Origin of the sequence: Cognatundibacterium aquatile (genome assembly GCF_014699135.1) — a bacterium.
GTDB lineage: Bacteria > Pseudomonadota > Gammaproteobacteria > Burkholderiales > Burkholderiaceae_D > Undibacterium > Undibacterium aquatile.
On record NZ_JACOFT010000007.1, the window covers coordinates 128,054 to 154,529 of the forward strand.

Annotated in this window: 18 protein-coding genes; 6 read left to right on the plus strand and 12 right to left on the minus strand. The window is 50.2% G+C overall.

Features of this window, described 5'->3' with window-relative positions:
• Window positions 1–256 precede the first annotated feature (256 nt).
• On the plus strand, window positions 257–2,035 hold the full coding sequence (locus tag H8K26_RS16910) for a glycoside hydrolase family 44 protein (RefSeq protein ID WP_190481121.1): 1,779 nt from the start codon (window positions 257–259) through the stop codon (window positions 2,033–2,035).
• 229 nt (window positions 2,036–2,264) lie between these two features.
• Here the strand turns inward: H8K26_RS16910 and H8K26_RS16915 are convergent, their stop codons facing one another.
• The 3 genes from H8K26_RS16915 to H8K26_RS16925 form a co-directional block, all read right to left on the minus strand.
• Complete coding sequence (locus tag H8K26_RS16915) at window positions 2,265–3,455, minus strand: acetylornithine transaminase (protein WP_186898556.1); 1,191 nt, start codon at window positions 3,453–3,455, stop codon at window positions 2,265–2,267.
• 363 nt (window positions 3,456–3,818) lie between these two features.
• Window positions 3,819–5,420, minus strand: coding sequence for a hypothetical protein (locus tag H8K26_RS16920; protein ID WP_190481123.1), 1,602 nt, complete (start codon window positions 5,418–5,420; stop codon window positions 3,819–3,821).
• Between the two features lie 235 nt (window positions 5,421–5,655).
• Window positions 5,656–6,681 (minus strand): CDP-6-deoxy-delta-3,4-glucoseen reductase, encoded by a 1,026-nt coding sequence (locus H8K26_RS16925; RefSeq protein WP_190481125.1) that lies wholly within the window; start codon window positions 6,679–6,681, stop codon window positions 5,656–5,658.
• A gap of 12 nt (window positions 6,682–6,693) precedes the next feature.
• On the opposite strand from H8K26_RS16925, the gene H8K26_RS16930 reads away from it, so the two are divergent.
• A complete protein-coding gene (locus H8K26_RS16930) occupies window positions 6,694–7,581 on the plus strand; it encodes an SDR family oxidoreductase (RefSeq protein ID WP_190481127.1) in 888 nt (295 codons plus the stop codon).
• A gap of 11 nt (window positions 7,582–7,592) precedes the next feature.
• Here the strand turns inward: H8K26_RS16930 and tfpB are convergent, their stop codons facing one another.
• The 3 genes from tfpB to H8K26_RS16945 form a co-directional block, all read right to left on the minus strand.
• Window positions 7,593–9,374, minus strand: coding sequence for a type IV pilus assembly ATPase TfpB (tfpB, locus tag H8K26_RS16935; RefSeq protein WP_190481129.1), 1,782 nt, complete (start codon window positions 9,372–9,374; stop codon window positions 7,593–7,595).
• A 128-nt stretch (window positions 9,375–9,502) separates the two neighbouring features.
• The gene (locus tag H8K26_RS16940; protein ID WP_190481131.1) at window positions 9,503–10,321 is read right to left on the minus strand and encodes a spermine/spermidine synthase domain-containing protein; all 819 of its coding nucleotides are present in this window, start codon (window positions 10,319–10,321) and stop codon (window positions 9,503–9,505) included.
• Window positions 10,322–10,422: 101 nt separating this feature from the next.
• A complete protein-coding gene (locus H8K26_RS16945; RefSeq protein WP_190481203.1) occupies window positions 10,423–10,896 on the minus strand; it encodes a DNA-deoxyinosine glycosylase in 474 nt (157 codons plus the stop codon).
• Window positions 10,897–11,156: 260 nt separating this feature from the next.
• Here H8K26_RS16945 and H8K26_RS16950 point away from each other — a divergent pair, with 260 nt between their 5' ends.
• Together H8K26_RS16950 and H8K26_RS16955 are read left to right on the plus strand one after the other, a co-directional pair.
• Window positions 11,157–11,606: an outer membrane lipoprotein gene (locus H8K26_RS16950; RefSeq protein ID WP_186885934.1), complete on the plus strand. Its 450-nt coding sequence runs from the start codon at window positions 11,157–11,159 to the stop codon at window positions 11,604–11,606.
• Between the two features lie 254 nt (window positions 11,607–11,860).
• Window positions 11,861–12,367 carry a DUF3016 domain-containing protein gene (locus H8K26_RS16955; protein ID WP_186898551.1) on the plus strand — a complete coding sequence of 169 codons (507 nt, stop codon included), beginning with the start codon at window positions 11,861–11,863 and terminating at the stop codon, window positions 12,365–12,367.
• A 151-nt stretch (window positions 12,368–12,518) separates the two neighbouring features.
• On the opposite strand, the gene H8K26_RS16960 is transcribed toward H8K26_RS16955, so the two are convergent.
• The 6 genes from H8K26_RS16960 to htpG all read right to left on the minus strand — a co-directional run bounded on the left by H8K26_RS16960 (window position 12,519) and on the right by htpG (window position 22,852).
• Window positions 12,519–12,836, minus strand: a complete 318-nt coding sequence (locus H8K26_RS16960) for a DUF2149 domain-containing protein (RefSeq protein WP_200182040.1) — start codon at window positions 12,834–12,836, stop codon at window positions 12,519–12,521.
• Between the two features lie 2 nt (window positions 12,837–12,838).
• The gene (locus tag H8K26_RS16965; protein ID WP_223827085.1) at window positions 12,839–13,330 is read right to left on the minus strand and encodes a MotA/TolQ/ExbB proton channel family protein; all 492 of its coding nucleotides are present in this window, start codon (window positions 13,328–13,330) and stop codon (window positions 12,839–12,841) included.
• Window positions 13,330–14,331, minus strand: a complete 1,002-nt coding sequence (locus H8K26_RS16970) for a ChaN family lipoprotein (RefSeq protein WP_190481133.1) — start codon at window positions 14,329–14,331, stop codon at window positions 13,330–13,332. The genes H8K26_RS16965 and H8K26_RS16970 overlap by 1 nt, the downstream gene beginning before the upstream one ends.
• A complete protein-coding gene (gene cobN / locus H8K26_RS16975) occupies window positions 14,298–18,380 on the minus strand; it encodes a cobaltochelatase subunit CobN (protein WP_190481135.1) in 4,083 nt (1,360 codons plus the stop codon). Before cobN ends, H8K26_RS16970 begins: the two co-directional genes overlap by 34 nt.
• Before the next feature lie 30 nt (window positions 18,381–18,410).
• Window positions 18,411–20,642: a TonB-dependent hemoglobin/transferrin/lactoferrin family receptor gene (locus H8K26_RS16980; RefSeq protein ID WP_190481137.1), complete on the minus strand. Its 2,232-nt coding sequence runs from the start codon at window positions 20,640–20,642 to the stop codon at window positions 18,411–18,413.
• Window positions 20,643–20,944: 302 nt separating this feature from the next.
• Complete coding sequence (gene htpG / locus H8K26_RS16985) at window positions 20,945–22,852, minus strand: molecular chaperone HtpG (RefSeq protein WP_190481139.1); 1,908 nt, start codon at window positions 22,850–22,852, stop codon at window positions 20,945–20,947.
• Window positions 22,853–23,074: 222 nt separating this feature from the next.
• Here htpG and H8K26_RS16990 point away from each other — a divergent pair, with 222 nt between their 5' ends.
• On the plus strand, window positions 23,075–23,836 hold the full coding sequence (locus H8K26_RS16990) for a substrate-binding periplasmic protein (RefSeq protein WP_190481141.1): 762 nt from the start codon (window positions 23,075–23,077) through the stop codon (window positions 23,834–23,836).
• 383 nt (window positions 23,837–24,219) lie between these two features.
• Window positions 24,220–26,454, plus strand: a complete 2,235-nt coding sequence (locus tag H8K26_RS16995) for a TonB-dependent receptor plug domain-containing protein (protein ID WP_223827087.1) — start codon at window positions 24,220–24,222, stop codon at window positions 26,452–26,454.
• Window positions 26,455–26,476 lie beyond the last annotated feature (22 nt).

Consider the following 26,476-nt stretch of genomic DNA (forward strand, 5'->3'; position numbering starts at 1 on the left):
AAAGATCTTTAACTTAATTGATTGAAATTATTTATTGAAATTACTTATTGCAAAGAAAGCTGGTAAGAAAAACAAATCTCCTCTTTTTTCCTACAAAAAATCATAAAAAGTGTTACCGAAGTGTAAGTTTTGTTGATGTTGGGCAACTATCCATTTATAACATCGGCAGAGCAACATTTGTTTCCTTACACGTTGGCCGATCTGCCTTACGTGACCATCAACGCGCAATTAGTTTAGTTATCCGGCGGAGAGAGCCATGAGACCAGTCAACTTCATCAAAGTTCTTGCAATCCTTAGTATTTCGACAGAAATGTCATTAGTGATGGCGCAGAACGTCACTTTCAGTATTAACACTCAGGCCGAGCGCAAAACCATCAGCCCGCTGATTTACGGCTTCAATGCCTACGCCGACGGTTATGGCCGCACTGGCTGGGATGCGCATGGCGGCAAAGCGAATCTGGATAGTCTGAATCTGACTTCGCGCCGCCTCGGTGGCAATAATATGACCAGCTATAACTGGGAAAACGGTGTCAGCAATTCCGGTGCCGACTGGTGCCATTCTTCAAATGCCGGTGTGACATACGCGACCGGTGCGGGGGAGCCGTCCACTACCAACGGTCTGGCGTATTACGCACCGGGGGCCGGGATTAAAGCGTTCCACGATCAGTCGCTGGCGCTGGGCACTTTCTCTTTGCTGCAATTGCCTGCTGCGGGCAAGCTGCCGAAAGACATCGTCAATCTGTATCCGCCGTCGACCTGCAAAGGTTATGACTTATGGCAAAGCACCGCCGGGCCATCGAATGTCGATGTCAGCCGCTGGCTTGATATTGTGAATGACAAACCGACGGCAGCAGGCAGCCTGAGTCTGGCACCATCGCTGAGCGACAATGTGGTGTATATCGATGAAGAAATTAATTTCCTCGTCAAAAAATATGGCAAGGCATCTTCCACCAAAGGTGTCAAAGGCTATGAGCTGGATAATGAACCTGATCTCTGGCATGTGTGGCCATCCAGTCAGGGCGCTGGCACGCATGAAAATCTGTACCCGAAGCTGACCACGATCAGCGATGTCATGCAAAAGAATCTGGCGCTGGCCAAAACAGTGAAGCGCATGGACAGCTCCGCGCAAACCTTTGGCCCGGCACTGAGCGGTTATCTCGGTTTATTCAGTTTGTGGGCAGTCTGGGATGGCTCGCAATCGCATCAGCCAGCGGACTGGAATCAATATTATGCGGAGCCATATCTCAGCAAAAACACCGGTGACCGCTATCGCTACAACGGCATGACATTTGCCAATGTGTATCTGGATACGATGCGCAAAGCGTCGGCGTCGGCAGGCAAGCGTTTGCTGGATGCTTTCTCGTTTCATTACTATTCACAGGCGTCGTATGATCCGGCCAATCGCGTGCAGGCAGCGCGCAGTCTGTGGGACAGCAGCTACGTCGAACCAAGCTGGATCACGCAAGGCGGCAACGGCTTTACCGATGGGCGCGGCCTGGAAATTCTGCCCAAGCTCAAGCAGTCGATTGCCGATTTTTATCCGGGCACCAAACTCGCCGTGACCGAATATGATTTTGGTGGCAGAGATGATGTGAGCGGTGCGATTGCGCAGGCCGATGCGCTCGGCGCTTTTGGTCAGCAGGGCGTGCATCTGGCAACGTATTTCGGTGATGTCGAAGCCTATATCGCCGCCGGATTTAAAATTTTCCGCAATTACGACGGCAATAAATCGGTGTTTCCCGAAGTCTCAGTCAAAGCGGTCTCGACGAATAACGGCAATGGCACCGTGTATGCGGCAGTCAGTGCTGCCGCGCCGGATACCGTGCATCTGATTGCGATCAACCGCCTCAGCACACCGTTGAATGCCAGCTTGCAAATCGCCCATCCGGTGGCGCTGAATTCTGTGCAGGCGTGGGGTGTGGATGCGAGCAGTCAGGCCGTGACCATGCGTGCGGGGCTGAGTGCGATCAAGCAAAATCAGTTCAGTTACACCTTGCCAGCATGGTCGGTGATGCACTTTGTGGTGAAGCCATAATCAGGCAAATTATCGTTGGCATTGAAAAAGTGCCGAAAAATGCCTGAATAATACTCCCCGGGAGTATGTTGCAAGCCCCTTTGTTTATGCTGAGATAAAGGCGAAAACAAGAAAAATAGGGGGAGTATGCTGAAATTCGTCAAAATACAGGCAAAAAATAAGGAAACAGACGTTAAAAAAAAGCAGCCGTGGCTGCTTTTTTTATCGGTGAAACTTTGACGCTCAGCGCTTATTTTTTGATTTGCTTCAGCACTTCGCGCAACATCGCCAGCATCTGATCGAGTTCCTCTTTCGTCACGTTCAGCGCAGGCATGAAACGCAGCAGATCAGGGCGCGGTGAATTCAACAGCAAACCGACTGGTTCCATATTCCGCGCCGTTTCAACGATTTGTGCACCGATGTTGTCGCCGAGTTTCAGCGCGCGCAGCAAGCCTTCACCGCGTTCACCTTGCAGGCCGAATTCATCCGACAGTTTCACCAGTTCTGCGCTCAGATACGCGGCTTTTTCTTTGACCTCATCGAGGAAGCCCGGCTTGGTCAATTCCTTCAGCACGGCGATACCAACGGCAGTCATCAATGGCGCACCGTTGTAAGTACCGCCCTGATCGCCCGGCACAAAACAGGCGACTGCTTCGCGGCACAGCAAGGCGCCGAGCGGCACGCCGCCACCGATGCCTTTCGCCAGCGTCATGATGTCAGGCTCGATACCGGACAATTGATAGCCGAACAATTCACCAGTGCGACCCATGCCGGTCTGTACTTCGTCAACGATCAGCAGGATGCCGTGTTTTTGCGTCAGTGCGCGCAGTTGCTGCATAAATTCGCGCGTGGCCGGCAACACGCCGCCTTCGCCTTGTACCGGTTCCAGCATGACAGCGACGGTTTTGTCGCTGATCAGTTTTTCAACCGAAGCGATATCGTTCAGATCTGCTTTCGGGAAACCGGTGACTTGCGGCGCAAATATTTTGTCCCAGCCCGGTTTGCCTGACGCCGACATGGTTGCCAGCGTGCGGCCGTGGAAACTGTGATCAAAGGTGATGATTTCAAATGCGCCGTTCTTGTTCAACTGCCCCCATTTGCGTGCCAGTTTGATCGCGCCTTCATTCGCTTCGGCACCGCTGTTCGTAAAGAACACGCGGTCAAAACAGGATTGCTCGGTCAGACGCGAAGCCAGTTCTATCATCGGCGCGTTGTAGAAAGCAGGAGATGGATTCAGCAGTTTTTTAGATTGCGCGACCAGCGCATCGTGGATTACAGCCGGGCTGTGGCCGAGGCAATTAACCGCCCAGCCTTGCAGGTAATCGAGATAGCGCTTGCCATTGTTATCCGTCAGCCACATGCCGCTGCCTTCCGTAAAGACGATTTCCGGGCGCGGTGTGATGTACATCAGAGCGTTAACGTTGTACTGGCTGAATTCCATTTCAAGACTCCTAAAGTCGACAAAGCAGGGGTAAAAAAAGAGTAGTAGAGACTAATATCGGGTGCTGAATAACAAAAAAGCCACAGGAGTTGCCTGTGGCTTGATACTTGTGGTGCCGCTCATCTACCGCGCACGCTCACTCGTACATAGTCCCAGGCTCGAAGAACGAGCTGCGACGTCGTGCGATATTTGGTGAGGACATGTCGGTAAAAATTTTCATAAAGCGGATAGTAGGACTTTTTGCGCACTGCGTCAAAATAAATTTATGCAGTGCGCTGAGAAATTGGTTCTCTGATAATGCTTGCGTAAAAGCATAAGCACTAAGCCCTCGTAACCTAAAATAGGAAAAAATATAATTTTCAGTTAAAAATCTAAGTGTTTTCCGCAGTGACCTATAACTAACTTACTTTCGTCCGAGAACCATTCAAACAATACGCGCAAAGTCTCTGCTGAACTATCTTTTACTCCTATTTTCAGATGCTTCTCCATTATTATATTGCGACCACGATAATGAAAAGTTCTACGACGTTTTCCATCCGTGCTTAATGCACTTCCTTCATTTTGTGCAAATCCAGATCGACCAAAAATATCTTTGGCTTTTTGATCACCTTCTCCGTCAACTAATGCCTGCCAATATTCTGTAGCAAACTTGATCAACAAATCAAAAGCCCTGTCTCCATACTTGAAGCCGTTTTTATCGGATTCGTTCGCTGAATTTTGTGCACTTTCAAGAATGGTCACCCGCTCAGGAAATAGTGTTTTAATTAAGAGTAATGATTGTTCCAGATTTTGATTCTTGTTAATCAGAGCCAGGAGGGATGACCGAAGTGGCTTTAAAGCCTCAAACCCTTCGGTATCAACATCGCTAGATTGCCTTCCATTTAACGCGTGCTTTAATCCAGAAATATCTGACTCCAACCTGTTACAGGTTACCTCTTTAGATTCGATTTGACTTTGTAAAGATAAAATTTGCTCATCTTTAATTCGTAACTCTCGATCAGCTTCCGATAAAAGTGCAACATACTCCTTCGCATCCTCATTTTCTTTTCCAAGAGCGATGCTCTTAGTTAATTGGTTTCGAAGTTTTGCTTGTGCAACTACTTCTAACGATATGTGTTTCCAAGAATAAGGTAAATTGGTGCGATGTGTGACAATTGCTAATATTTCTGACTCAACCTTCCCTTTTTTTTCTGACAACGATGATATTTCTGTCGGTTTTAGAAGAATTGATTCACAAAACATTCCCCTATCGCCTAGCCTGGGCTGAAAAATAATATTGACGGCACCACCCCAAGCGCCATATCGGCGCTCTACGATTTCTTCGATTTTGTAGGTATCTGTAAATGGGGGGACTACAACTACGTTTGCAACTCCGACTAACAAAGAGCGCACACGTTCGGGTGTAACAAGATATTTACCATCTCTGTCAGGGCTAATTAATACAATGGGATTTCGCCTTTGCTCTCTTTCTATTTCTGCTAGAAACGATTTCGCGCTATCTTCATCTAGAGTTTTTAATCTTACCCCGGGCGTATCCCAGCTGGGATTGCATTTTTTTACTAAATGTTCAATAAGTTTCGGTCTAGTGACAGTAATTGCAGCCGTTACTCTAGGACTTACCTCGTCGGTTTTGAGTAAAATTGTGCATTCAATTGTATGATTTTGTTGTTCTTGTCTAAGACCAATCTCAGTTATCCAGCGTCTTCCGGAGACGATGTTATCTGGATGGGATAGTTGTGCCGAGAATAGATAAGGATAAACAAATTCTCCATCGGTTTTTGTAGTTCGCGAAGATATGATACTGCCGTCTTTAAGTCTCAATTCTCGGATGCCATCAGCTAATCTTTGACCATCAATCTGCGTTTTTTTTTCACTTCGAGTTCCAGCCCATTTCGCAATACAGTCTACAATTTTCTGTGGACCGCCCTCGGGTTCAAAATTAAAGCTACTACAGTAAATTAGCATGGCTTAACTTCCCATTTGGAAATATTAAAATTTTGCATAATAAGCAAGTAGGTTATTTTATCGTGCTTAAACTTTAAGAGTAGCTTTATTTATGAGAAAAATGCCTGGTTGAATGTATATCTTTTAAAAATACAAATTATTGTAATATTTTAGCCATCAAAGTTCTGAGTGACGGCACCCACTATTTTTTTCGGATGTGGAAGGCAAACCTTCTAGCGGATGAAAATCAGACGACTTAATTCACCAGATCGGCTTCGGATGTGAACGAATCGGCGTAGAACTCGTCCGCCGGTAACTGGCATTGCGCGACGAAATCACGCTTGGCGGAATCCACCATCACCGGTACGCCGCAGGCATACACCTGATAGCCGGATAAATCAGTATGATCGGCCATCACCGCCTGATGAACAAAGCCAGTGCGACCCTGCCATTGATCTTCGGCTTGTGCGTCGGAAATCACCGGCACATAACGGAAGCCGGGTAATTGCGCCGCCCATTCCTGGCATAACTTATCCATGTACAGATCTGCCGGACGACGACCGCCCCAGTACAGCGCGACAGGGCGCGTGGATTTGGTGTGGATCAATTGTTCGACCAGCGCCTTGATCGGCGCAAAGCCGGTACCGGAGGCGAGCAGAATAATCGGTTTGTCGCTGTCTTCACGCAGATAAAACGTACCTTGCGGGCCTTCAAAACGCAGAATGTCACGCTCTTTCAAGGTCGAGAAAACCTGATCGGTAAATAAGCCGCCCGGCATGTGGCGGATATGCAGGCTAATGTGTTCCACATCATGCGGCGCATTGGCCATACTGTAGCTGCGGCGTTTGCCGTCGCGCAGTAAAAATTCTATGTACTGACCAGCGCGGTAATTCAGTTTTTCATTTGCTGGCAATTGCAAGGCAAGCAGCATCACGTCATCGGATAATTTTTCCAGTTTCGCGATGCGGGTCGGCATTTTTTTGAGCGGATATTCATCATTGGCGACCAGCTCGCGCGCTTCTATCGTCAGATCGCTTTGCGGCTTCGCGCAGCAGAACAGCGACATGCCTTGTGCTGCTTCATCTTCGGTTAACGCGCGTTGCTGATGATTACCGTGCACGACAGTGCCGTCAGTGACTTTGCCTTTGCAGGAACCGCAGGCTCCATTTTTACAACCGTAAGGCAGAATGACGCCTGCGCGCAAAGCCGCAGATAATACGGTTTCATCTGCATCGCAGCTAAATTGACGACCGCTGGGGGTCACGGTTACTTGAAAAGTCATACAATCCTGAGCATGAAAAAACAGTTAAAAAAAATAGCTAAGCCGCGCTTACTGATTATTGGTTGTGGCGATGTCGGCATGCGTCTGCTGCCATTATTGCGTGCGCATTTCCGCATTTTCGCTGTCACCAGTCAGCCTGCGCGTTGTGCAGAGCTGCGTGCGGCGGGGGCGGTGCCGGTGGTTGCTGATCTGGATCAGCCGCATACTCTGGCGCGCCTGTCCGGGCTGGCGCAGCGTATCGTGCATCTGGCGCCACCGCGATCTGACGGCATTACAGATATTCGCAGCCAGAATTTGAGCGCCATTTTACCCGACAAGAGCCGTCTTGTTTATGTCAGCACGACCGGCGTGTATGGCGATTGCGCTGGCGCAAAGTTTGATGAAACACGCGCGGTCAACCCTCAAAATGCGCGTGCCGTGCGACGCGTGGCGGCAGAACAGTGCCTGCGACGCTGGGCGAAACGTAGCCAGTCCACCTTAGCTATTCTGCGGGTGCCAGGAATTTACGCGGCGGATCGCTTGCCGGTGGAACGCTTACAAAAAGGCACGCCAGCATTGATCGCCAGCGATGATGTTTACACGAATCATATTCATGCTGACGATCTGGCGCGGCTGATCCGGCTGGCCTTATTCCGCGGTCTGCCGCAGCGCGTGTATCACGCGGTGGACGACAGCGATATCCGGATGGGGGATTATTTTGATCTGGTGGCTGACGCGTTTCAGTTGCCGCGCCCGCCACGTCTGCCTCGTGCTGAATTACAGAAACAAGTATCGCCCATGCTGCTGTCATTCATGTCGGAATCCCGTCGCCTCGAGAATCAGCGTATCAAACATGAGCTGGGCGCACGCTTGCTGTATCCGCAGGTGCGCGATGGCATTTTTGCCGCAGTCAACAGTTGACGAGAATAGTTTTATATCAGCGATGAGGTGACTTTCAGAATCTCATCGGCGGTCGTCAGACCTTCGACAATTTTGTAAGCACCGGCAATGCGCAAGGGCTTCATCTCATCCTTGATACTCTGCGCACGTAAGGCATGAATATCGGCGTTTTCCGTGATCAGCTTACTGAATGGCAAAGTCACGGTCAGCAACTCATACAGGCCGGTACGCCCCAGAAAACCGGTCTGGCGGCATTCCGGGCAGCCGACAGGGCGATAGACGGTCTGTGGTTTTGGGATGCCCCAGTCTTCAACCAGCGTTTCCCAGATGGCATCCTGAATTTCGCCATCAGCGACTTTGCAATGGACGCACAAGGTACGCACCAGACGTTGCGCCAGAATGCCGATTATCGTTGCCTCCAGCAGATAATACGGAACGCCGAGTTCCAGCAGCCGCATGATCGCGGATGGCGCATCATTGGTGTGCAGGGTCGACAGCACCAGATGGCCGGTCAGTGCGGCCTGCACCGCCATTTCTGCGGTTTCCAGATCGCGAATCTCACCGACCATGATGATGTCAGGATCTTGCCGCATCAATGCGCGTATACCGTCGGCGAAGTTCAGATCTATCGATGATTGCACCTGCATCTGATTAAACGAAGCTTCCACCATTTCTATCGGATCTTCGACAGTACAGACATTCACATCTGACGTCGCCAGCGCTTTCAGTGTGGTGTACAGCGTTGTGGTTTTTCCTGAGCCGGTCGGCCCGGTGACGAGAATGATGCCGTGCGGTTTTTTGGTCAGATTGTCCCAGCGTTTCGCGTCGTTCAATGGGAAACCTAATTCTGGTAGCGTCTTGACCACGACATCCGGGTCAAAAATACGCATCACCATTTTTTCGCCAAAGACAGTGGGCAACGTTGATAAACGCAACTCGACTTCCTGTCCATCGGCGGTACGGGTCTTGATACGACCATCTTGCGGGCGCCGCTTTTCAATGACGTCGATACGACCCAATAATTTGATGCGCGCAATCATCGCGATCATGACAGTGGCCGGCACCTGATATACCTGATGCAACACGCCATCAATACGGAAGCGGATCACCGCCATATCACGCTTAGGTTCGAGATGTATATCCGAGGCACGCTGATCAAACGCAAATTGCCATAACCAGTCTACAATATTGATGATGTGCTGATCATTCGCATCGACTTGTTTATTCGACTTACCAAGTTCAACTAGTTGCTCGAAGTTTTGTCGCAAGCCCAGGTCATTGCTGCTGGATTTACGCGCATCTTTAATCGATTTCGCCAGCGAAAAAAACTGCACGATGTATTGTGAAATTTCCAGCGGATTCGCGAGTACCAGACGTATTTCTTTACGCGAAATGCGCGCGATTTCATCTTGCCATTCCGTGTTATACGGATCAGTCGTCGCAACGACGACTGTGTTGGCATTCGATTCGACAGGCAGAATGTTAAAGCGCGTCGCATACGTTGATGACATCACATCTGAGACCGTGGTGAAATCAATTTTTAAAGGATCTATCCGGTAAAACGGCAGGTGTACTTTTGCCGCCGCCCATTCGGTCAGCCAGTCCAGCGTCAGCTGTGCATGCGGTGTCTTTGCTGAAAGCAGCTTACATTGCGCGGTTGCCGTCAACGGGTGCATGGTGGATGGCCCGTTTTTCAGGATACCTTGCGCCTCATTGTATTTTGCTTTGGCATCGTCTTTGAGGATCAGGCCATCGGCCATCAACCAGGTGAAAATTTGTTGCAGATCTAAGCGGCGCGGGGCTTTTGGGTTCATTTTCTCTGGCTGACGTTGATGTTGTAGTGGGCGGATAGCGGATGAACGTTAACTGTTTTTTTAGCTGCTTTGTTATCTGTTTTTATCTGAAAAAATCTTGCCTGAAATGACTCGTCTGTAATGTGAAATTATTCCGGATCACTCGCTGCTTTGAGACCGTTAACCCAGGATTTTGTCGGCAACTTGGTCGCCGCCTTGATCTCAGTTGCCCGTTCATATAATGCAGCAAAATCAAATTGTTGTTTGTGTTTGAAAGCGATCGCAACGACGTTGCCATCATGCACTTCCGGCAGACATAAGACTTCGGCAAAAGCAAAGCGCAGGGCTTTCAGATTGCGCGCATAACTTGGGTGGTCGCCGAATAAATTGACGGTCAGTATGCCGTTGTCTTTGAGGCAGGCTGCGCATGACTGATAAAACTCTGCCGTATCCAGTACAGGTCCTTTGGCGGTCGCATCGTACAGATCCACCTGCAGCGCGTCGATGGTATCGAGATTGTTTTCATCGTTAACAAAATCGAGCGCATCCATTTCGATGACATTCAATCTGTCGTCATTAGCAGGCAATTTGAACATGCTCTCGCAAATCGCGATCACAGATGGGTTCAGCTCAACGGCGGTAACACGTGCGCTCTCGAACTGACGATAACTGAATTTAGTCAGCGCACCAGTTCCCAGACCAAGCTGAACGATGTGTTGCGGTTCATGTATGAACAACATCCAGATCATCATCTGCTGTGCGTATTCGAGTTCGATCGCATCCGGCTTGCGCAAGCGCATCGCGCCTTGTACCCATTCGGTACCGAAATGTAAAAAACGCACACCGTCGAGTTCTGACAAAGTCACAGGCGCGAATTTAGGTTTGCGTGGAGATTTTTTAACGGCCGCAGCCTTGGGGCCGGAGCGATGATTGGCTTCGGCTTCGATGGATTTACGTTTGATTAGCATAGCGCTATTTTACCTTTTGCTTTTGTATCTAAAACAGAATTCATGTAAAAGTTTGTCGCTCAATGTGACAGCAACGATAAATAAAATCGAGCGACATCGATTCAGTTGAGAATCTGTTGCCATTCGTGTGATTTTTCCGCAAACGAGCGCATCGCATTGGCCGGCGAAGAAGAGGGCAGCACCACCGTCTGATAGCCTTGCGCCTGAAACCAGCTTTGTATTTTTGCTGCCGTTTTGCCATTAAAACAAACCCGTCTGAGCTGCGGATAGTCGCGCCGCAATGTGGCAAAATCATTTAACTGCCCGTCGCGTATCGCTGCATCCAGGCTGCCCTGACGCACGCAATGACGGAAAATATCCCACAGCCCTATCCCATGAGCTAACAGCAGTTCCAGTTTTTGCGGGTACTCACAAACGACCAGATCTTGTTGCAACACTACCGATAACAATCGCCAGAACTGATTGTGGCGAAACGCATAATATTGTTGCGCATCCAGCGAGGCTTGCCCCGGAAAACTTCCCAGTATCAGGGTGTGGGTTGCTTCATCGATAACTGGGGGGAAGCCCGATAAAATTATTTGAATCATTTGTTGGTTTGTTCGTTCTTGCAGTAACAAGCGCTGAAATTCGTGCTTTTGCTGCTTATTTTTAGTGATCTTCGCTCTGTTTGTGCGCCGGCCAGCAAACATTATGATGCATGGCTATACTATTGTGTATGCCGCTCGGTGCTACAGACGCAAACGCAGCCTGAGAAACTTTTCATCTGTCGTGCAGTCTGAACATTACCGGGTGTGATCATAGTTGTATTGATGTTTCGATGAATAAGGAGATCGCAATGAAAAAAGTCTTGATACTGACTGCTGTGGCGCTGCTGAGCGCTTGTGCGCAACCGAATAACTCCGGCAGCGTCTATCGCGCCAGCCAGACGCAGAATGAGCAAAGTGTACGCATGGGTTATGTGGAATCGGTACGCGAAGTGACCATCGATAAAGGGCAGACCGGTGTCGGCACGGCAGCGGGCGCGGCGCTTGGCGGCATTGCTGCCGGTTCCAGTATCGGCGGCGGTAACGGCTCGATCGCTGCTGGCATAGTCGGTGCAGTGGCGGGCGGTCTGATCGGTCAGAAAATCGAGCAGAGCAATAGCCAGAAGCGCGGCCTCGAAATTACGGTCAGGCTTGACAGTGGTGAGTTCAGAGCCATTACGCAAGACGCCGATGAATTGTTCCGCGTCGGCGAAAGAGTGCGCCTGCTGTCGAATGGACGCACGACGCGTGTGACGCATTGATCCGTGTAGCGAATGCTTAACTGAACCGTCGAAAATAGCTGATAAAACAGCTCGCACAACAGCTTGCAAAACAGCCAGATTCGCTGGCTGTTTTGCATTAGCAGTGCACAAAGAACACGTGCATCCTTTGACTTCCGCTGTTGCAGAGGAATGGGAAAAGTGTATATTTTGTACATGGCGACGCATTTCACTGGCGAACGCTGAATAATACGAAGATGACGATCTGCTGCTTGATTTGATTCAGGAGAAAAGAGATGAAAAAGATTAGTCTGGCTCTGCTTATAGCGAGCGCATTGACATCCCCTGTGTATGCGGGTGAAGTCAGTATCACCTGGCAAACGCCGGAAAAATATACGGATATACGCCCATCTAGCGAAACCCGCGAGGCATTTCAGGAACGCGTGGCGAAAGAGCTGGGCGAGGTTTTTGTCGATCTGGCGAAAAAATTACCGGACGACGTGAAGTGGGCTATTACGGTCACCGATGTCGATCTCGCTGGCGATGTCCACCCGATGATGCGTGGTACCGCGAACGATATTCGTATCATTAAAGAAATTTATTGGCCGCGCATGTCGCTCAGTTATCGCATGACCGATGGTAAGGGCGCGACAATAGCGGAAGGGCAGGAAGACATCAAAGACATGAATTTTATGATGGGAATGCATATTCCATCCGGCCACACCAGCTTTGAATATGAAGAAAAAATGCTGCAGGACTGGTTCAGAAAACAGCAGCGGGATAAGAAATTTCCGACGAAGTGATCATTGATTTTTTTCTGCAAAAAGGGAAGTGTTTCACTGAAAACACTTCCCTTTTTTTATACATGAATTACTTTTTCAATGCCAAAGTGCAATAGACCATTTGTTATTGAAATAGTGTGATTTTGGTTTCGCTGTCGGATATCTATTGGTTTTATTGTTTGTCTTCCGGAATATAAACGATAGAGCCGTCTTTCATGCGGTAGGCGGTGCCTGCTTTGGCTCCCTCGCCCTGGCCGATAGCGCCGCTGGATTTGTAGTGTTCTATTGTTTTGCCTTTTTTAATCATCATTTCCATGTTTGGCTTTCCTGGATCCGTGATGATGGTGACATCCTGTTTGCTGAATGCGTTTAACAGCGGATTCTGCGCGACTGTAATAAGTAGTGCAGCAATAATGACCAGAAATATATCGATAATATTGACCACGGAGAGAATAGGATCATCGCTCTCAGGTTCATGTAATAGCTTCAGGCTCATGCTGTTTTCTCTTTTTGAATTTCCACGATTTCTTCTGCCAGCCAACGACGTTGAACGTTAGCAATCCAGTAGGTGATGCTGGCGGCGATCAGTGCGATGATCACGACGGAAAAAGCCACCGTGAGATTGCCCGATACTTTCGCCAGATTGCCGTCAGTTAATGACTTTAGTGCTGGTCCCATAGGAATCATCGTGCCAATGAGTCCCAGCATAGGCGCGATGCGACTGGCGATGCGGGCAGGTTCCAGTAATTTGTGTGCAAGCAAATCAAGTTCGTCTGATGTGGTCTCCGCATTCTTGCGAACATGCTGCAGCAATGGAAATCCTGCCAGATGTTGCGAGCGGCGACGACGTTGCAGTGCTTGCAGAATGAACGAGCCTAATGCATAAAATGAATATGCAAACATCGCAGCGACCAGTACGAGTACAGGGAATAAGAACAACTGTCCGATCTGATACATCAGTAGTTCAAGAGTGGAGGTTGGCATTATTGTTTTTCCTTTTTTGGAGATGGTGTGGATGAGGATGTCTCTGGCGTGCTTGTTACCGCCGCTCCGGAGACAATGCCGCCTATAGGCATGGCGCAGGAATCTTCGCGTTTTGTGCGCGGAGTAAACCAGACCAGATCAAAACCTATCGTGTCGTAATCCTGCGGCGAATAATGGCCATCATTGATTTCGACATAGGCGATGGTAAGGGTACTGGCATTGTTTTTCAGGTAGCGGGGAACGGCGAGATCACGCCGCACATGTCCGGAGCCTGCGATCAGTACGACAGGGCTTGCGCTTGCTTCAATCGCGGTTGCCATACGCGCGTCGCGGGCCCGTTGAGCGGTGACTATCGCGGCAAGTTGCGCTGGTGCCGGGCGTTGACCGCAATGCCCTTGCACGATTTCATTTTCTAATGCAGCGATCTGGGATGTATCTGCCTTCGGTAAGTCTGACGTCATCGTGCCCATAGCAATGGCGCGTGCATCTTTGCGTGATAAATTTGCGGCGATAAATGACCAGTCATGTGTTGCTGTGAAGGTGATCAGGCTTTTGTACATAGGCCATTGCCATCCTTTACGATTGAGCATGCCAGCGTCAGCCAGCTGTTCTGCATCTTTTACGCCTGCTTTAACGGCTGCGCTCAGCGCTGACTGATATTCGGAATCGAATTGTTCCATCGCCAGCGTCAGAGGTGCTTTCCCCTGATGGCGTTGCTGAAGTGCTTGCAGGGCTTGCAGTTGCAGTTGATGATGAAAAGTGCTGTCGTGTTTTTCACCCAGAAGTACATAACGGCTGGATGCTGCTGCATTGTAAGCGGCGTCCTCGCTGACAAAGCTATTTGAACGTGTATCCCAGATACGTCCCTCCAGCGGATGTGTTGTTTGAGCCATCGCGGCCAGGCTCATCGTACTCAGCAGCGTAGCCGCAACGAATGAGGTCCAATGATATCGGGTTGTGTATTTTTTCATGACGATGTTGACTTTCTCCATTGGCGCCATGCGCCGATCAAAGGAAATAAAATGAGAAGAGCGATGGCCGCAATCATTAACTGCCCCAGCGTTTCAACGACCTTCTGCGAAACGGATTCCAGTTTCATTCCGCTGATTGTTTGTGTTGTTGCTGCAGGCTTTGTCTCTGTATCTGGCTTGGGTTTTGTGATGGTTTGGGTCGCACGCGGCGTTTTGGCTGCATTCGCTGCTGCTGTTTCCTGAGGACTCAATTTCTTTAACGCCGGTGCATCAAGCCCAAGGCCGCTGAGTCCGGTATAGGCTGCCATTTTCGCATTGTCAGTTTTAACGTCGTAGGTCTGAGCCAGCTCGCGATAGCGTTGTTTTAACTCACTGACTGTGGCGGCATCTGCCTGCCAGTAACCGCCTCGTGCTGCTTCCAGCATGCGTGCTATGGTCTGCGCGAGTGCATGGGGGTTCTCACGTTCGAACCAGTCTTTTAAGCCAAGCTGATGCTTGTCACGTACATAGACATCGACAAATTCCTGCCATTGATCATCCCGCACGATTTCACGCGCGACAGAAGTCCAACCGGCAAAATTATTCATGCTATCAAGTACCTGTAAGGTGCCTGCATATCCTTCTGCCATGAGTCCTTTGATATATCCGGGATGGAAGTTACGCGTTGCCAGTTCTTTCGCCAGAAACTGCGCAGCGCCTTCAATTTTGCCGCTACCGGATTCGCGCAAATTGGAAATGTACAGCTCAGGTGCACGTCCATCGAGATGACGCACAGCCAGCGCAATACCGCCAAGATATTGAAATGGATCATCCGTCGTTAACATGCCGTACAGGTTAGATGTTCTGGAGAGAATCGCGCCTTCTGTGCCTTTTAAGTGTGTGGCGTAGAGATTGCCGGGCTTTCCATTACTCAATTCTGTCGCGCTTTTTCCCCAGTCAGCTTCATCGGGGCCATACGCATATTGCATACGGCTTAAGTAAAGTTGCGCCAGTTTTTTGTCGCCTTCCGCTTTGCTGTCCCAGGTGTCCGTTGCTAGTGCAGCATCGTCCAGGCCAGTACCGTACTTACCGGATTCAGAGGCAAAAATGCGGGTCTTACTTGCCTTGTCTGCCGCGGCCGTTGCCCATCCTTGTCTGACTAATTGCTCGTTGATATTGCGGGCGTTGATTGCCACCGGATTATCTGCCTCATTGGCTTCCGCAGCGAGTTTCGCAGCCTTGGCGAGAATTTTCATCGTGTTAGGAAAATGATCGCGATACAGACCTGTCGCTGACAACACAACATCGACCCTCGGGCGTTTCAATTCCGTACGTGACACCAGCTTTACGTCAACAACGCGACCGCCCTGATCCCATACCGGCTCAACTCCAAGTCCCCACAATGCTTGTGCTTCCAGCATGCCCTGATGGCGCATTGTTTCTACCGACCATAATGAAAAAGTCAGTTTTTTCGGGGCGTGTCCCGATTGCCGGATATGGGTCGCAATTAAGTTCTCCATCGTTTCCTTACCGGCTTCCCATGCTGCTTTAGTGGGGATGCGAGATGGATCAAATGGATACAGATTACGTCCGGTTGGTAAGGATTCGGGATTTTTGATCGGGTCTCCGCCATACGATGTCGGAATGTAGCGGCCATCCAGTGCTGCGAGTAATCCGGCGGTCTCACTGGTTGCCGCAAGATCGTTGTACCACTGCCGACCTTTTTCTATCGCCTCTCGCAATGTCGGTGTGAGCTTGTCATCCGGTTTGCCGTCGATAATATGCTGCTTCAGTAACTGATAGGCAGATGAACTGCTGAGTTTCCGGTAGTCGTTGACCAATGTTTCGTCAATATCGTCGCCCGGAGCGGCGGCAGCTTCCCAAAAAGATTTCCCCAGCATCAGCATGACTGTGCCTAGCCGCCATTCCTCTGCAGCGCCTTTGCCAAATGTATGCAAGCCCATTGGTTGAGCGGTTCGCGCCAGTTCGTGCAAATGGTCATGTAATACATTGATGAACCCGGCGAAATTGTTGCTGATTTGCTGCGCATCCCAATTCATATCTTTGTCGAGACGTTCTTTTTTTACCAGTGAAATCAGTTCAGCCTGTTGCTTCTGTTTGACCATGCCTTCATCTTGTGCGAGCCACGCATGCAGTAAATCATGAATATGTGTCAGCGTTTCGTGCAGACCTGCCGGCGCAAATGGTGGCGTCTGATGTGAGATGGTCACGGCTCTTCCACGGCGCTTTGTTTGCAACGCTTCACCGATGTTATCGACGATGTAGGGATAAATCACCGGCACATCACCGATTGCCAACTGAGGATAGTCATATACAGAGAGACCGCGCTCTTTCCCTGGCAACCATTCTTGTGTGCCGTGAGTTCCGTAGTGAATTAAGGCATGCGCGCCAAATTGCTGACGCATCCAAAGATAACTCGCCAGATAAAATGGCGGTGGTGCGACAACATTAGAGTGATACAGCAGTTTCTCTTTATCACTGCCACGTTCGCTGCGTGGTGCTTGTGGCATCAGGATGACATTACCGATTTGCAGACGCGGAATGGCGAAATATTTCTGACCCTGACGTTCCACGACCATAGTCGATTTTTCGGGGGCTCCCCAGTCTTTCAAGATCCCGGCACTGACTTCTGCTGGCAGGCTACTGATCCACTCCCGATAATTTTCTAACGGCATCAGGTCGGCCAGACCGTCATCAATCAAGGCGTTCAGTTCACGATTATCCGCAGGCGGGCGATAGAACGGTGCCAGCAAACGTTGTAATTGTCGTGTCAGTTCTTTGTCGCCAGGAGTATCTGTTTTATAGCCTGCGAGTTTGAGTGCCGATAGCGTTGCATCGAGACTCTTAGGCAAATTCAGATAAGAAGCCGACAGATTTTTTTCGCCAGGCGGGTAATTCCAAAAGAAGATCGCAATTTTTTTATCGGCGTGCCGCATGTTTTTCAGCTTGGCGAGATTAATCGCCTTAGCCACGACAGCGGACGTTTGTTCTGCGATAGGAACAATCTGATCATTTTTTTTATCGGTAGCGGCAGCGATCTGTATATCGCTGACGCCCGCATACTCTGCCTGCGCCATGTAGAAGGGAACATCCATCAGGGCGATACCATGCGGATCTTTTTTCCAGTCGGTGATATCTCCTTTTCGATAAGGCATCGCTTGTATGACGGGAATTCCCAGGGTTTCGAATTCTTGTTTTCGCCCTTCCGGATTGAGCATGATTTGCGTATTGATCAGCACATCTGCAATAGGCTTACCGCCGGGAGCGATCATGCTGCCGATGGCATCGGCATCCATCACCGGGCTGTAAAACGCAATCGGTATCGCGCCTGCCGCCTCAATGCGGTAGATCATATCGTTGACGAAGGCGGTTTGTTCTGCAACGACATATTGCTGATGCATAGCAATCGCGATTACAGGACGATGCTGCGTGGGATCGACTTGCTTCCACTTCAGGTAGGCCGCTGCATTGGCAAATACTAGTCCGGGCGCACGAGGATGGTAGATGGCTGACTTTGGAAACAGAATTGGTTCTGCGATCTGTTTCCATGAACGCCCTGCAAGGTATGCAGAGAGTGTTTCAAAAAAATGTTGATAATTAGGCGTACTGCCGTTGACGTAATAAGTGTTAAGACGTTTAGCCAGCGGCTCAGGTAAATTTTTCCAGACTGGCTCGCTGGTGTGCAGCCAAAGCGACGGTATTTTTAAGCCGGATAAGGCATGGTGCAATTGCGCCTGAATAGCTTCTCGGATGTGATCACGCGGGGCGTCAAACATAACGATGTCGTAGCCGTTGAATACACTCGCATCTGTGCTGGCAGGAAGTTTCTCACTGTAGCGGGTATCGATTTTGACGCCATGCGCACCGGCTAATTCTGCGAGCATGCGGAATTTTCCCGGCGGAACCGGGCTGCTGGTGATAATCAGTACATTGGCTGCCTGCGCTGTTGTGCAGAACAGGCAGACTGATGAAATCAAGATAACAAGTAAGCCATACAACCGCTGTACCCACGATGTTTTGCGTTGATATAAATTGGGTTTAAAAAAACGTTGAAAAAAGCTGGGTGTGGCAGATGTCATGGCGAACTTGTCAGAATGCATTAGTGAAAATCAGAACTGGTATCGGTAGCTGACGCTGAAATTACGCCCGGCCTGACTATATGCATCCAGAGAAGCACTGTTAGCGCTGACACCGCGAACATCCGCCCACAGGAAATATTTCTGGTTCAAGAGATTAAATACACCCGCGTTGATACTTGAGTTTTTATCGATGTTGTACCAGACCATTAAATCCAGAACCTGATAACTGCCGGGGGAAAACGATGATGCGCCATACGGATTCCGTTTCTTGCGCTCGGCAGCACTCAGATTAGCCTGTGCACCGTAACGCTCTTCGTTGTAACGCAAGGACAGCACAAGTTTATCGGGGTCAATGGTTTCCAGCGGCGTGCTTTTACCGTTGGAATTCTGATCGCCGCGTGCATGTGCGTAGCTTGCACTCAGCATCCAGTTTGGCGAGAAGTTCCATTCGCCGCGGGCTTCGAAACCATTAATTTTTACGTCAGATAAATTCACAGACTGAAATACCGTCGGGCTCGCTAATGTACCGGCACCTCCGACTTGCACATTACTGGCGATGAAGTTTTTGTATTTGCCATGAAATATGCTGGCGCTGTAACTGAACTCTTGCGTACGCCCACGCAGACCAAACTCCAGCGAGTCGCTGATTTCTGGTTTCAGGTCGGCGTTACCGATGGCGGTGTATGGCGGATTTGCTGTGAGATTGGTGACGCCGCCATTGACCTGGCCAGGCGTTGGTGCACGAAACCCATGCGCATACTGCGCAAAGGCGTTCAGTACCGGTGAAAATTTCCAGATAACCCCCAGTTTCGGTGATAGCTCATTACCTGAAAGTGTGGTGGGGGCAATTGAATTGTTGACCGCATACAAAGCATCAGGCTTTGGCGTCAATTTAAAACTGTCATAACGCAGACCCGGTATGATCGCCAGATTGTCTATGCTGATTTCGTCCTGAATAAATGCACCCAGCAGACGATAGTCTGTATCCGGGAAACTTTTATTGACCTTGAATCCTGACGAGCCGGTGAGCGAAACACCGTCGCGCATGTTATTGCCTTCTTTCAGCGATTCGACTTTCGTCAGCGACGCATCAATCCCGTAAATCAGACGATGTGCGACAGCGTTGCCGAAGTTGCTTTCCAGTTGCAGATTACCGCCAGCGACTTTCTCTCCGTACTCGGTATCACGAGTCCTGCTGTTCCACCCGCTCGTACTGCTTCTCGCTTCATAACCCCATTGATGATTCTTGGAATGCTGACCATAAATGCTCGCGCTGGCGCTCTGGAACCAGCTGTTATCGGTATTGGTGTAGTCGTAATCGAGTTTAAGCAACTGGCGAGTGATATTTTCTCGGGTTTTCACATCATTCAATCCCGCCGCCGCAAAGGAGTCGCCGAAAAAACTCAATGGCGTGGTGGAATTTTCTCTGTCCAGGTTTTCTGCTGTTAATTTAAAACGATTATTGCGATCTTTTTTGATCACCATTTTTGCCAGCACATAGTCAGAACTGGTTTCTGCTGGGTTCGCAGTTGTGCGGTTGATATTCGCACTATCGTTTGAACCGCCTGTTTTTGTTTCATGCCCGCGCCGCAAGCTTGCCAATACCATTGCTTCGACAGTGTCGCCACGAATGGCAAAACTGGGAACCAGCGACCAACTGCGATCGACTGAGTTGTACCCGCTCTTGAATGCAAACTGCGTAGGCTTTCCGAGTGTCAGTAAATCTGCTGGGTCCTTCGTCAGAAAACTGACTGCACCAGCGAGACCATCACTACCAAACTGAGTGGAAGACGGGCCGCGCAGGATTTCAACACGCTTATATGCCTCCACGTCAATGTAGTCGCCACGTCCGGCAGCGTAAGGGCCTGATGAGTAGGTGGATGGCAAGCGGACACCATCCACTTGCAGGCGCACCTGATCACCTTCCAGACCCCGGATATTGACGCCCTCATTCCCGGCTCTGCCTGTTGCACTGAAGACGCCTGATGCGCGATTTGGCAAGACCCGTACTGAGACGCCGTTTTCATACCGCATCATCTCCTGCAGATTGACTGGCATTTCGCGTTCCACCTGTTTTTGCGTGACACTGCTGATGGTGGCGGCGACATCATCTGCACTTTGCTCAATACGCGTCGCCGAAACAACGATTTCTTTTAACTGAGTTTCTGCTGTTTGCGCATGTAATGCAGGCGAGAAAAATAATGGGAAAGGAAGAGCAGCAATCGCGGCGCAGAGCGGGCGAAGGCGTGGTTTTTTATGCACGGTGTATCTCCTGGCAGTGATGATAAAAAATGTGCTGACCGGCTGCCTGAGATGAAAAGTGTGGGATACGCCGGAATATTTGCAAATGCAGATGATAATGATTCGCATTTGAATAGTAAAGGACTATTTATGAATCTGATGTATTTGCTGCCAGAACTAAGTGTTACTTCCCTATTGCACAAACAGCTACCAGCAGATTGTTTTTGCTGTACTTGTCGTTGATATCGGCAAAAAAAATCCCGCTCATTTGACTGAGCGGGATTTTTGTTTTTCAGCGACAGTCTGATGTCGCTGTGTTTTTCTTATTTACTTAGCAGCATTTCATTCAGACGTTTCACAAAGCTGCTAGGGGCGGCCAGGTTACCGCCTTCGGCCAGCAAAGCCTGATCAAACAAGATGTGTGACCAGTCTGCGAATTTGGCTTCTTCATATTTCAGCTTTTGCACCAGCGGGTGATCCGGGTTCACTTCCAGAATCGGCTTCGATTCTGGCGCCGCCTGCCCGGCGGCTTTCAGCATACGTGCCAGATTGCCGGAGAGGTCATGCTCATCGGCGACCAGACAGGCTGGCGAATCAGTGAGGCGGAAAGTGACGCGCACATCTTTGGCTTTATCCGTCAGTGCCGCTTTCATTTTTTCAACCAGATCCTTGAACTCGGTTTCGGTTTCTTCGTGTTGCTTTTTCTCAGCTTCATCTTCGAGCGTGCCGAGGTCAAGTCCACCTTTCGCAACGGATGCCAGTTCCTTGCCTTCAAATTCAGTCAGGAACGACAACATCCATTCATCGACGCGATCGGTCAGCAGTAATACTTCCACGCCTTTTTTGCGGAAGATTTCCAGATGTGGACTGTTTTTGGCGGTCGCATAGCTTTCTGCAGTCACATAGTAAATCTTGTCCTGACCTTCTTTGGCGCGGGACAGGTAATCGGCCAGAGACACGTTTTGTGCATCGCTGTCGTTATGCGTCGATGCGAAGCGCAGCAGTTTGGCGATGCGGTCTTTGTTGGTCGCGTCTTCGCCTATCCCTTCTTTCAATACCTGACCGAATTCTTTCCAGAATGTGGCGTACTTGTCTTTCTTCTCTTGTGCGTCATCACCGTCAGCATTGGCGAGGTCTTCCAGCATACCGAGCACGCGCTTGGTAGAGCCATCGCGGATCGCTTTGATATCGCGGCTTTCCTGCAGAATTTCACGCGATACATTCAGTGGCAAGTCGTTGGAGTCGATCACGCCTTTGACGAAGCGCAGATAGACCGGCATCAGTTGCTCGGCATCGTCCATGATGAAGACACGCTTCACATACAGCTTGATACCGCCGCGTTTGTTGCGATCCCACAGATCGAACGGCGCACGGGCTGGGATATACAGCAATTGCGTGTAATCGCTGCGACCTTCGACGCGGTTGTGCGTGTGCGTCAGCGGCGAGCCGAAATCATGCGAAATATGTTTGTAGAATTCGTCGTACTGTTCTGGTGTGATATCAGACTTGCTGCGCGCCCACAATGCGCTGGCCTGATTCACTGTTTCCAGTTCGTCGGTCAGAACTTGTTCTTTTTTCTCTTCATCCCACTCTTCTTTCTGCATTTTGATCGGCAGAGAAATATGGTCGGAGTAAGTGCGGATAACGGATTTCAGTTTCCATGCCGACAGGAATTCATCTTCGCCTTCGCGTAAGTGCAGAATGATGTCGGTGCCACGGTTGGCTTTGGCGATGTCTTCGACACTGAAATCACCTTCACCGGCAGATTCCCAGCGCACGCCTTCGCTGGCGGGCAAGCCTGCGCGGCGCGATTCTACCGTGATGCGGTCAGCGATGATGAAGCCGGAATAAAAGCCAACGCCGAACTGACCGATCATGGCAGCGTCTTTTTGCTGATCGCCAGAGAGTTTGCCGAAAAATTCTTTGGTGCCGGATTTGGCAATCGTGCCCAGATGCGCAATCGCGTCTTCTTTGCTCATGCCTATACCGTTATCGGAAATCGTGATCGTGCGGGCCGCTTTGTCGAAACTGACTTTGATACTCAGTTCCGGATCATTTTCAAATAAGGCGGCGTTGTTGATCGCTTCAAAACGTAATTTGTCGGATGCATCAGACGCATTCGAAATCAGTTCGCGCAAGAAAATTTCCTTGTTGGAATACAAGGAGTGAATCATCAATTGCAATAACTGTTTGACTTCGGCCTGAAAGCCAAGAGTTTGTTTTTCTGACATATTTTTCCTCAAAGATTTCAATATTGTGATGATCTGGTCACGCTGATTCCCGTGCAGACGTGGGCGGATAATTCGATCCCCTCGAAATGAGGCTGATTCCGGCGATTTCAAGATCTGCCTCTGTGTGCAGTGCAAACAATCAAAAAATTGCATTTTTATAAATCTTCGCTACACTCACAGGCATGTCGCTCGTTTTTGAGTTCTTCCTGTAAGGAATAAAAAATGCGCCAATTGCTTTTCCGGTTCACGATTTTTGCCTTATTTTTATTGATGGCATCGTCTGCGAACGCTGTCCGTCTGTATCTGACCGAGGTTGCGCCGTTTGCATTCGTGGTGGAAGGCACTAACCGTTATGACGGCATCAATATCCGCATTGCGAATGAGCTGCAAAAGCGCACCGGCATACAGTTTGATGTCATGGTTGTTCCGACTCCGCGGCATGTGGTGCTGTTTCCTGCCGATACGGAGGCGTACAGCATTTCTCACCGTGAAAATTTCACCGACGACGATGGCCTGATCCTGGCGGAGGTAACACAGTATCCGGTCGTGGTGGTCGCTAAAAGCGGCACTGCGATGGCGAGTTTTGATGACGTGATTACGCAATCGCAGGACAAGGGAATAGGCATGTTACGCCGTATGACTTACGGTAGCTTTGGTCAGGACGAGCGGGTCAAGAAAGTCGATATCAGTACGCTGGAAAATGGTTTGCGCATGCTGGACGTCGGGCGTATCTCGGGCGTGGTCGGTAGTTTGCCCGCGATTCTGGCGGCAGCGGAAAAAATTGGTGGCAAACATTTAGTCGCCACGCGGCTGGTGATTACGCACGGAACACATGTACTGCGCGTCCGCCCCGATTTTGCCCTGAGCCGCAATTCCAGAATGTTGACCGCGGCATTGGCGACGATGCGCAACGACGGTACGATCGCCCGCATCATGAGCGATTTTCTGAACGATCCGAAAGCCGGTATTCCACGCAATAAATGACAGCAAACGCGGCATCTGCGCTCTTGCCGTTCCCGGCTATTTTTCTTCACTGCACGCCTGCACAGTCACTACAGAGCATTAAATATACTCCGGGGAGTATATTTTAAGCGCCTTTGTTTATAAGGAGATGATGCGTAAATCGACGGATACTCCCCCCAAAGACCTCTTTTTGGGAGCGAAGACGGGTTTGCGCGTGTGCTTTTTTCTGCTCATTCTCAGCGTTGTTTTTAGCTGTGCTGATGTTTCTTTTTGCCAGTGTTGATAAGTGACGATGTAACCCGGCAGACGTGTCAGCGAAATTTTTCTGAATTACATTTTTCTTTCCCTGAAGGCAACGTAAAATGCGGCACTGAGCCAATACCAATCCGGTGTTGCAAACGTCCATGTTGAATTTTTCATTTATGCCTTTTCGCTTTTATCCGGAATCTCTCGCCGACCACTTTTCGCCCCGGCTTCTGCCTTTGCTGCTGACCTTGTCAGTGATGTTGCCGGATCTTGCGAGCGCAGCGGACGAAGAAAAACGGGATCAACAAAAAACTGAAAAACCTGCTGACAAAGTACAAAGTGTTGAAGTGTCCGGCCCCGGTGCTGCCAGCCAGCGGCGTAATGACACGGCGGCAAAAATTGTTGTCGGGCGTGACGAACTGCTGCAATTCGGTGATACCGCCATCGCTGATGTGATGAAACGTTTGCCCGGCGTGTCCGTGGTCGGCAGCGACATCCGTATGCGCGGTCTGGGGGCGGGGTATACGCAAATCATGGTGAATGGCGAGCCGGTACCGGGTGGATTTTCTATCGACAGTTTGTCGCCGGATCTGATCGAGCGCATAGAAATTATGCGTACGACGACGGCAGAATTCAGCGCGCAGGCGATTGCCGGCAGCATCAATATCGTCTTGCGTAAAGGCGTTTCCCGTGCATCCAGACAGGTCAAACTGAGTGCCAGCTATGTCGATGGTGCGACAGCGCCGGGCGCCACGCTCGAATTCGCAGATAAGAACGCAGGCTTGTCGTATTCGCTGAATGCAAACCTGAATCAGAGCCGTAACCGCTCAGAACCTGTGACCACGGAAACGATACGCGATGCCGCCGGGAATCTCACGGACTTGCGCCAGTTTCATGAATACATAGAATTCAAGACCAATAAAATCAGCCTGGCGCCACGTCTGAACTGGACGATGGCAGAAGGCGATCAGCTGACCTCACAAAGCCTGTTGGAATTCAGCCAGAGCACGATGGCCGGACGCAATGTCGAAACGACCTTGGCCGGTTCTTCGTCAACGTATCCGCGCAACGATTACCGTTCCAGCGCAGACATTACCGGCATTCGCAGCGACCTGAGCTGGAATCATCGTTTCAGCCCGGATGCGCGGCTCGACAGTAAGCTGGGCCTGAACTACAACAAGCGCGTCAGTGATTATTATTTCGACGGTTATTCAACAACGGTGAATTCACCGTTCATCCGTAACGTGGTGTCGGATGCGATTGATCAGAGTCTGACCGCCAGCGGTAAATATCTGTGGCGTTTTAATGATGAACACAGCCTCGCCTTCGGTTGGGATGGCGGGCTGATACGGCGCAGCGAACAGCGTCTGCAATACGATCACAACGCGCCGGGCAGTGCGCCCGGCAGCATCGGTTTTCTGGATGAAAATTACCGCGCCGATGTGCGCCGTCTGGCCTTATTCGCGCAGGATGAATGGGATATTTCGCGCCAGTGGCAAGCATATCTGGGGCTGCGCTGGGAAGGCTTGCGCACCGCGATACAAGGCCGCACGATGGTTGATACCAACACCAGTTCCAGCGTCTGGAGCCCGGTCATACAGACCTTGTGGAAATTGCCGGGCACAGAAAAAGATCAGCTGCGGTTTGCTTTGTCGCGCACCTATAAAGCCCCGGTGACGCGCAATCTGGTACCGCGCCGTTACACCGTGAATAATGCCAACGGCCCGACCAATTCCGACTTCCAGGGTAATCCCAATTTGCTGCCGGAACTCGCCTGGGGCATGGATGTGGCGTATGAACATTACTTCGACAAAAGCAGTATGTTGAGTATTTCCAGCTTTGCCCGTCGCATTCAGAATGTCACCACGTTTCAGTTATTCCGCCAGAACGGCGAGTGGGTGACGTCGCCGGATAATCAGGGCAGGGCGCAAGTTTATGGCATAGAAATGGATGCAAAATTTCCGTTGACGCTGTGGTTCGCACAGGCCCCCGCTATCGATATTCGCCTCAATGCGGCACGTAACTGGTCGCGTCTCGACAGCGTGCCGGGACCGGATAATCGCCTGAGCAGTCAGGTGCCGCTGACCGCGAATCTGGGCTTGGATTATCGTCGCACCGATACGCACAGCATGGGCCTGAATTTCAATTTTCAGGGCGGCGGCCGGGTGCAGAATTCTGCCTTACTCAGCAGCTATACCAGCGTCACACGCATGCTTGATCTTTACAGTCTGTGGAAACTGGCATCCGGAACGCAACTACGCGTGTCGCTCACCAACGCACTGCACCAGACAGCAGTGGCGGACGATGCTTACGTGAATCAGAGTAGTCAGACGAGATCGGTTGCCACACCCCGGCAAACCGGTATCAGGTTATTGCTGGAGAAGGCGTTGTGATGCAGAGCTTGAATTTACGAAA

Coding starts and splice junctions, on each gene's coding strand:
- H8K26_RS16940 (WP_190481131.1), bottom strand. CDS start 10,321: ATGCTAATCAAACGTAAATCCATCGAAGCCGAAGCCAATCATCGCTCC.
- H8K26_RS16915 (WP_186898556.1), bottom strand. CDS start 3,455: ATGGAATTCAGCCAGTACAACGTTAACGCTCTGATGTACATCACACCG.
- htpG (WP_190481139.1), bottom strand. CDS start 22,852: ATGTCAGAAAAACAAACTCTTGGCTTTCAGGCCGAAGTCAAACAGTTA.
- tfpB (WP_190481129.1), bottom strand. CDS start 9,374: ATGAACCCAAAAGCCCCGCGCCGCTTAGATCTGCAACAAATTTTCACC.
- H8K26_RS16930 (WP_190481127.1), top strand. CDS start 6,694: ATGAAAAAACAGTTAAAAAAAATAGCTAAGCCGCGCTTACTGATTATT.
- H8K26_RS16920 (WP_190481123.1), bottom strand. CDS start 5,420: ATGCTAATTTACTGTAGTAGCTTTAATTTTGAACCCGAGGGCGGTCCA.
- H8K26_RS16965 (WP_223827085.1), bottom strand. CDS start 13,330: ATGCCAACCTCCACTCTTGAACTACTGATGTATCAGATCGGACAGTTG.
- cobN (WP_190481135.1), bottom strand. CDS start 18,380: ATGACATCTGCCACACCCAGCTTTTTTCAACGTTTTTTTAAACCCAAT.
- H8K26_RS16970 (WP_190481133.1), bottom strand. CDS start 14,331: ATGGCGCCAATGGAGAAAGTCAACATCGTCATGAAAAAATACACAACC.
- H8K26_RS16955 (WP_186898551.1), top strand. CDS start 11,861: ATGAAAAAGATTAGTCTGGCTCTGCTTATAGCGAGCGCATTGACATCC.
- H8K26_RS16990 (WP_190481141.1), top strand. CDS start 23,075: ATGCGCCAATTGCTTTTCCGGTTCACGATTTTTGCCTTATTTTTATTG.
- H8K26_RS16925 (WP_190481125.1), bottom strand. CDS start 6,681: ATGACTTTTCAAGTAACCGTGACCCCCAGCGGTCGTCAATTTAGCTGC.
- H8K26_RS16995 (WP_223827087.1), top strand. CDS start 24,220: ATGTTGAATTTTTCATTTATGCCTTTTCGCTTTTATCCGGAATCTCTC.
- H8K26_RS16950 (WP_186885934.1), top strand. CDS start 11,157: ATGAAAAAAGTCTTGATACTGACTGCTGTGGCGCTGCTGAGCGCTTGT.
- H8K26_RS16910 (WP_190481121.1), top strand. CDS start 257: ATGAGACCAGTCAACTTCATCAAAGTTCTTGCAATCCTTAGTATTTCG.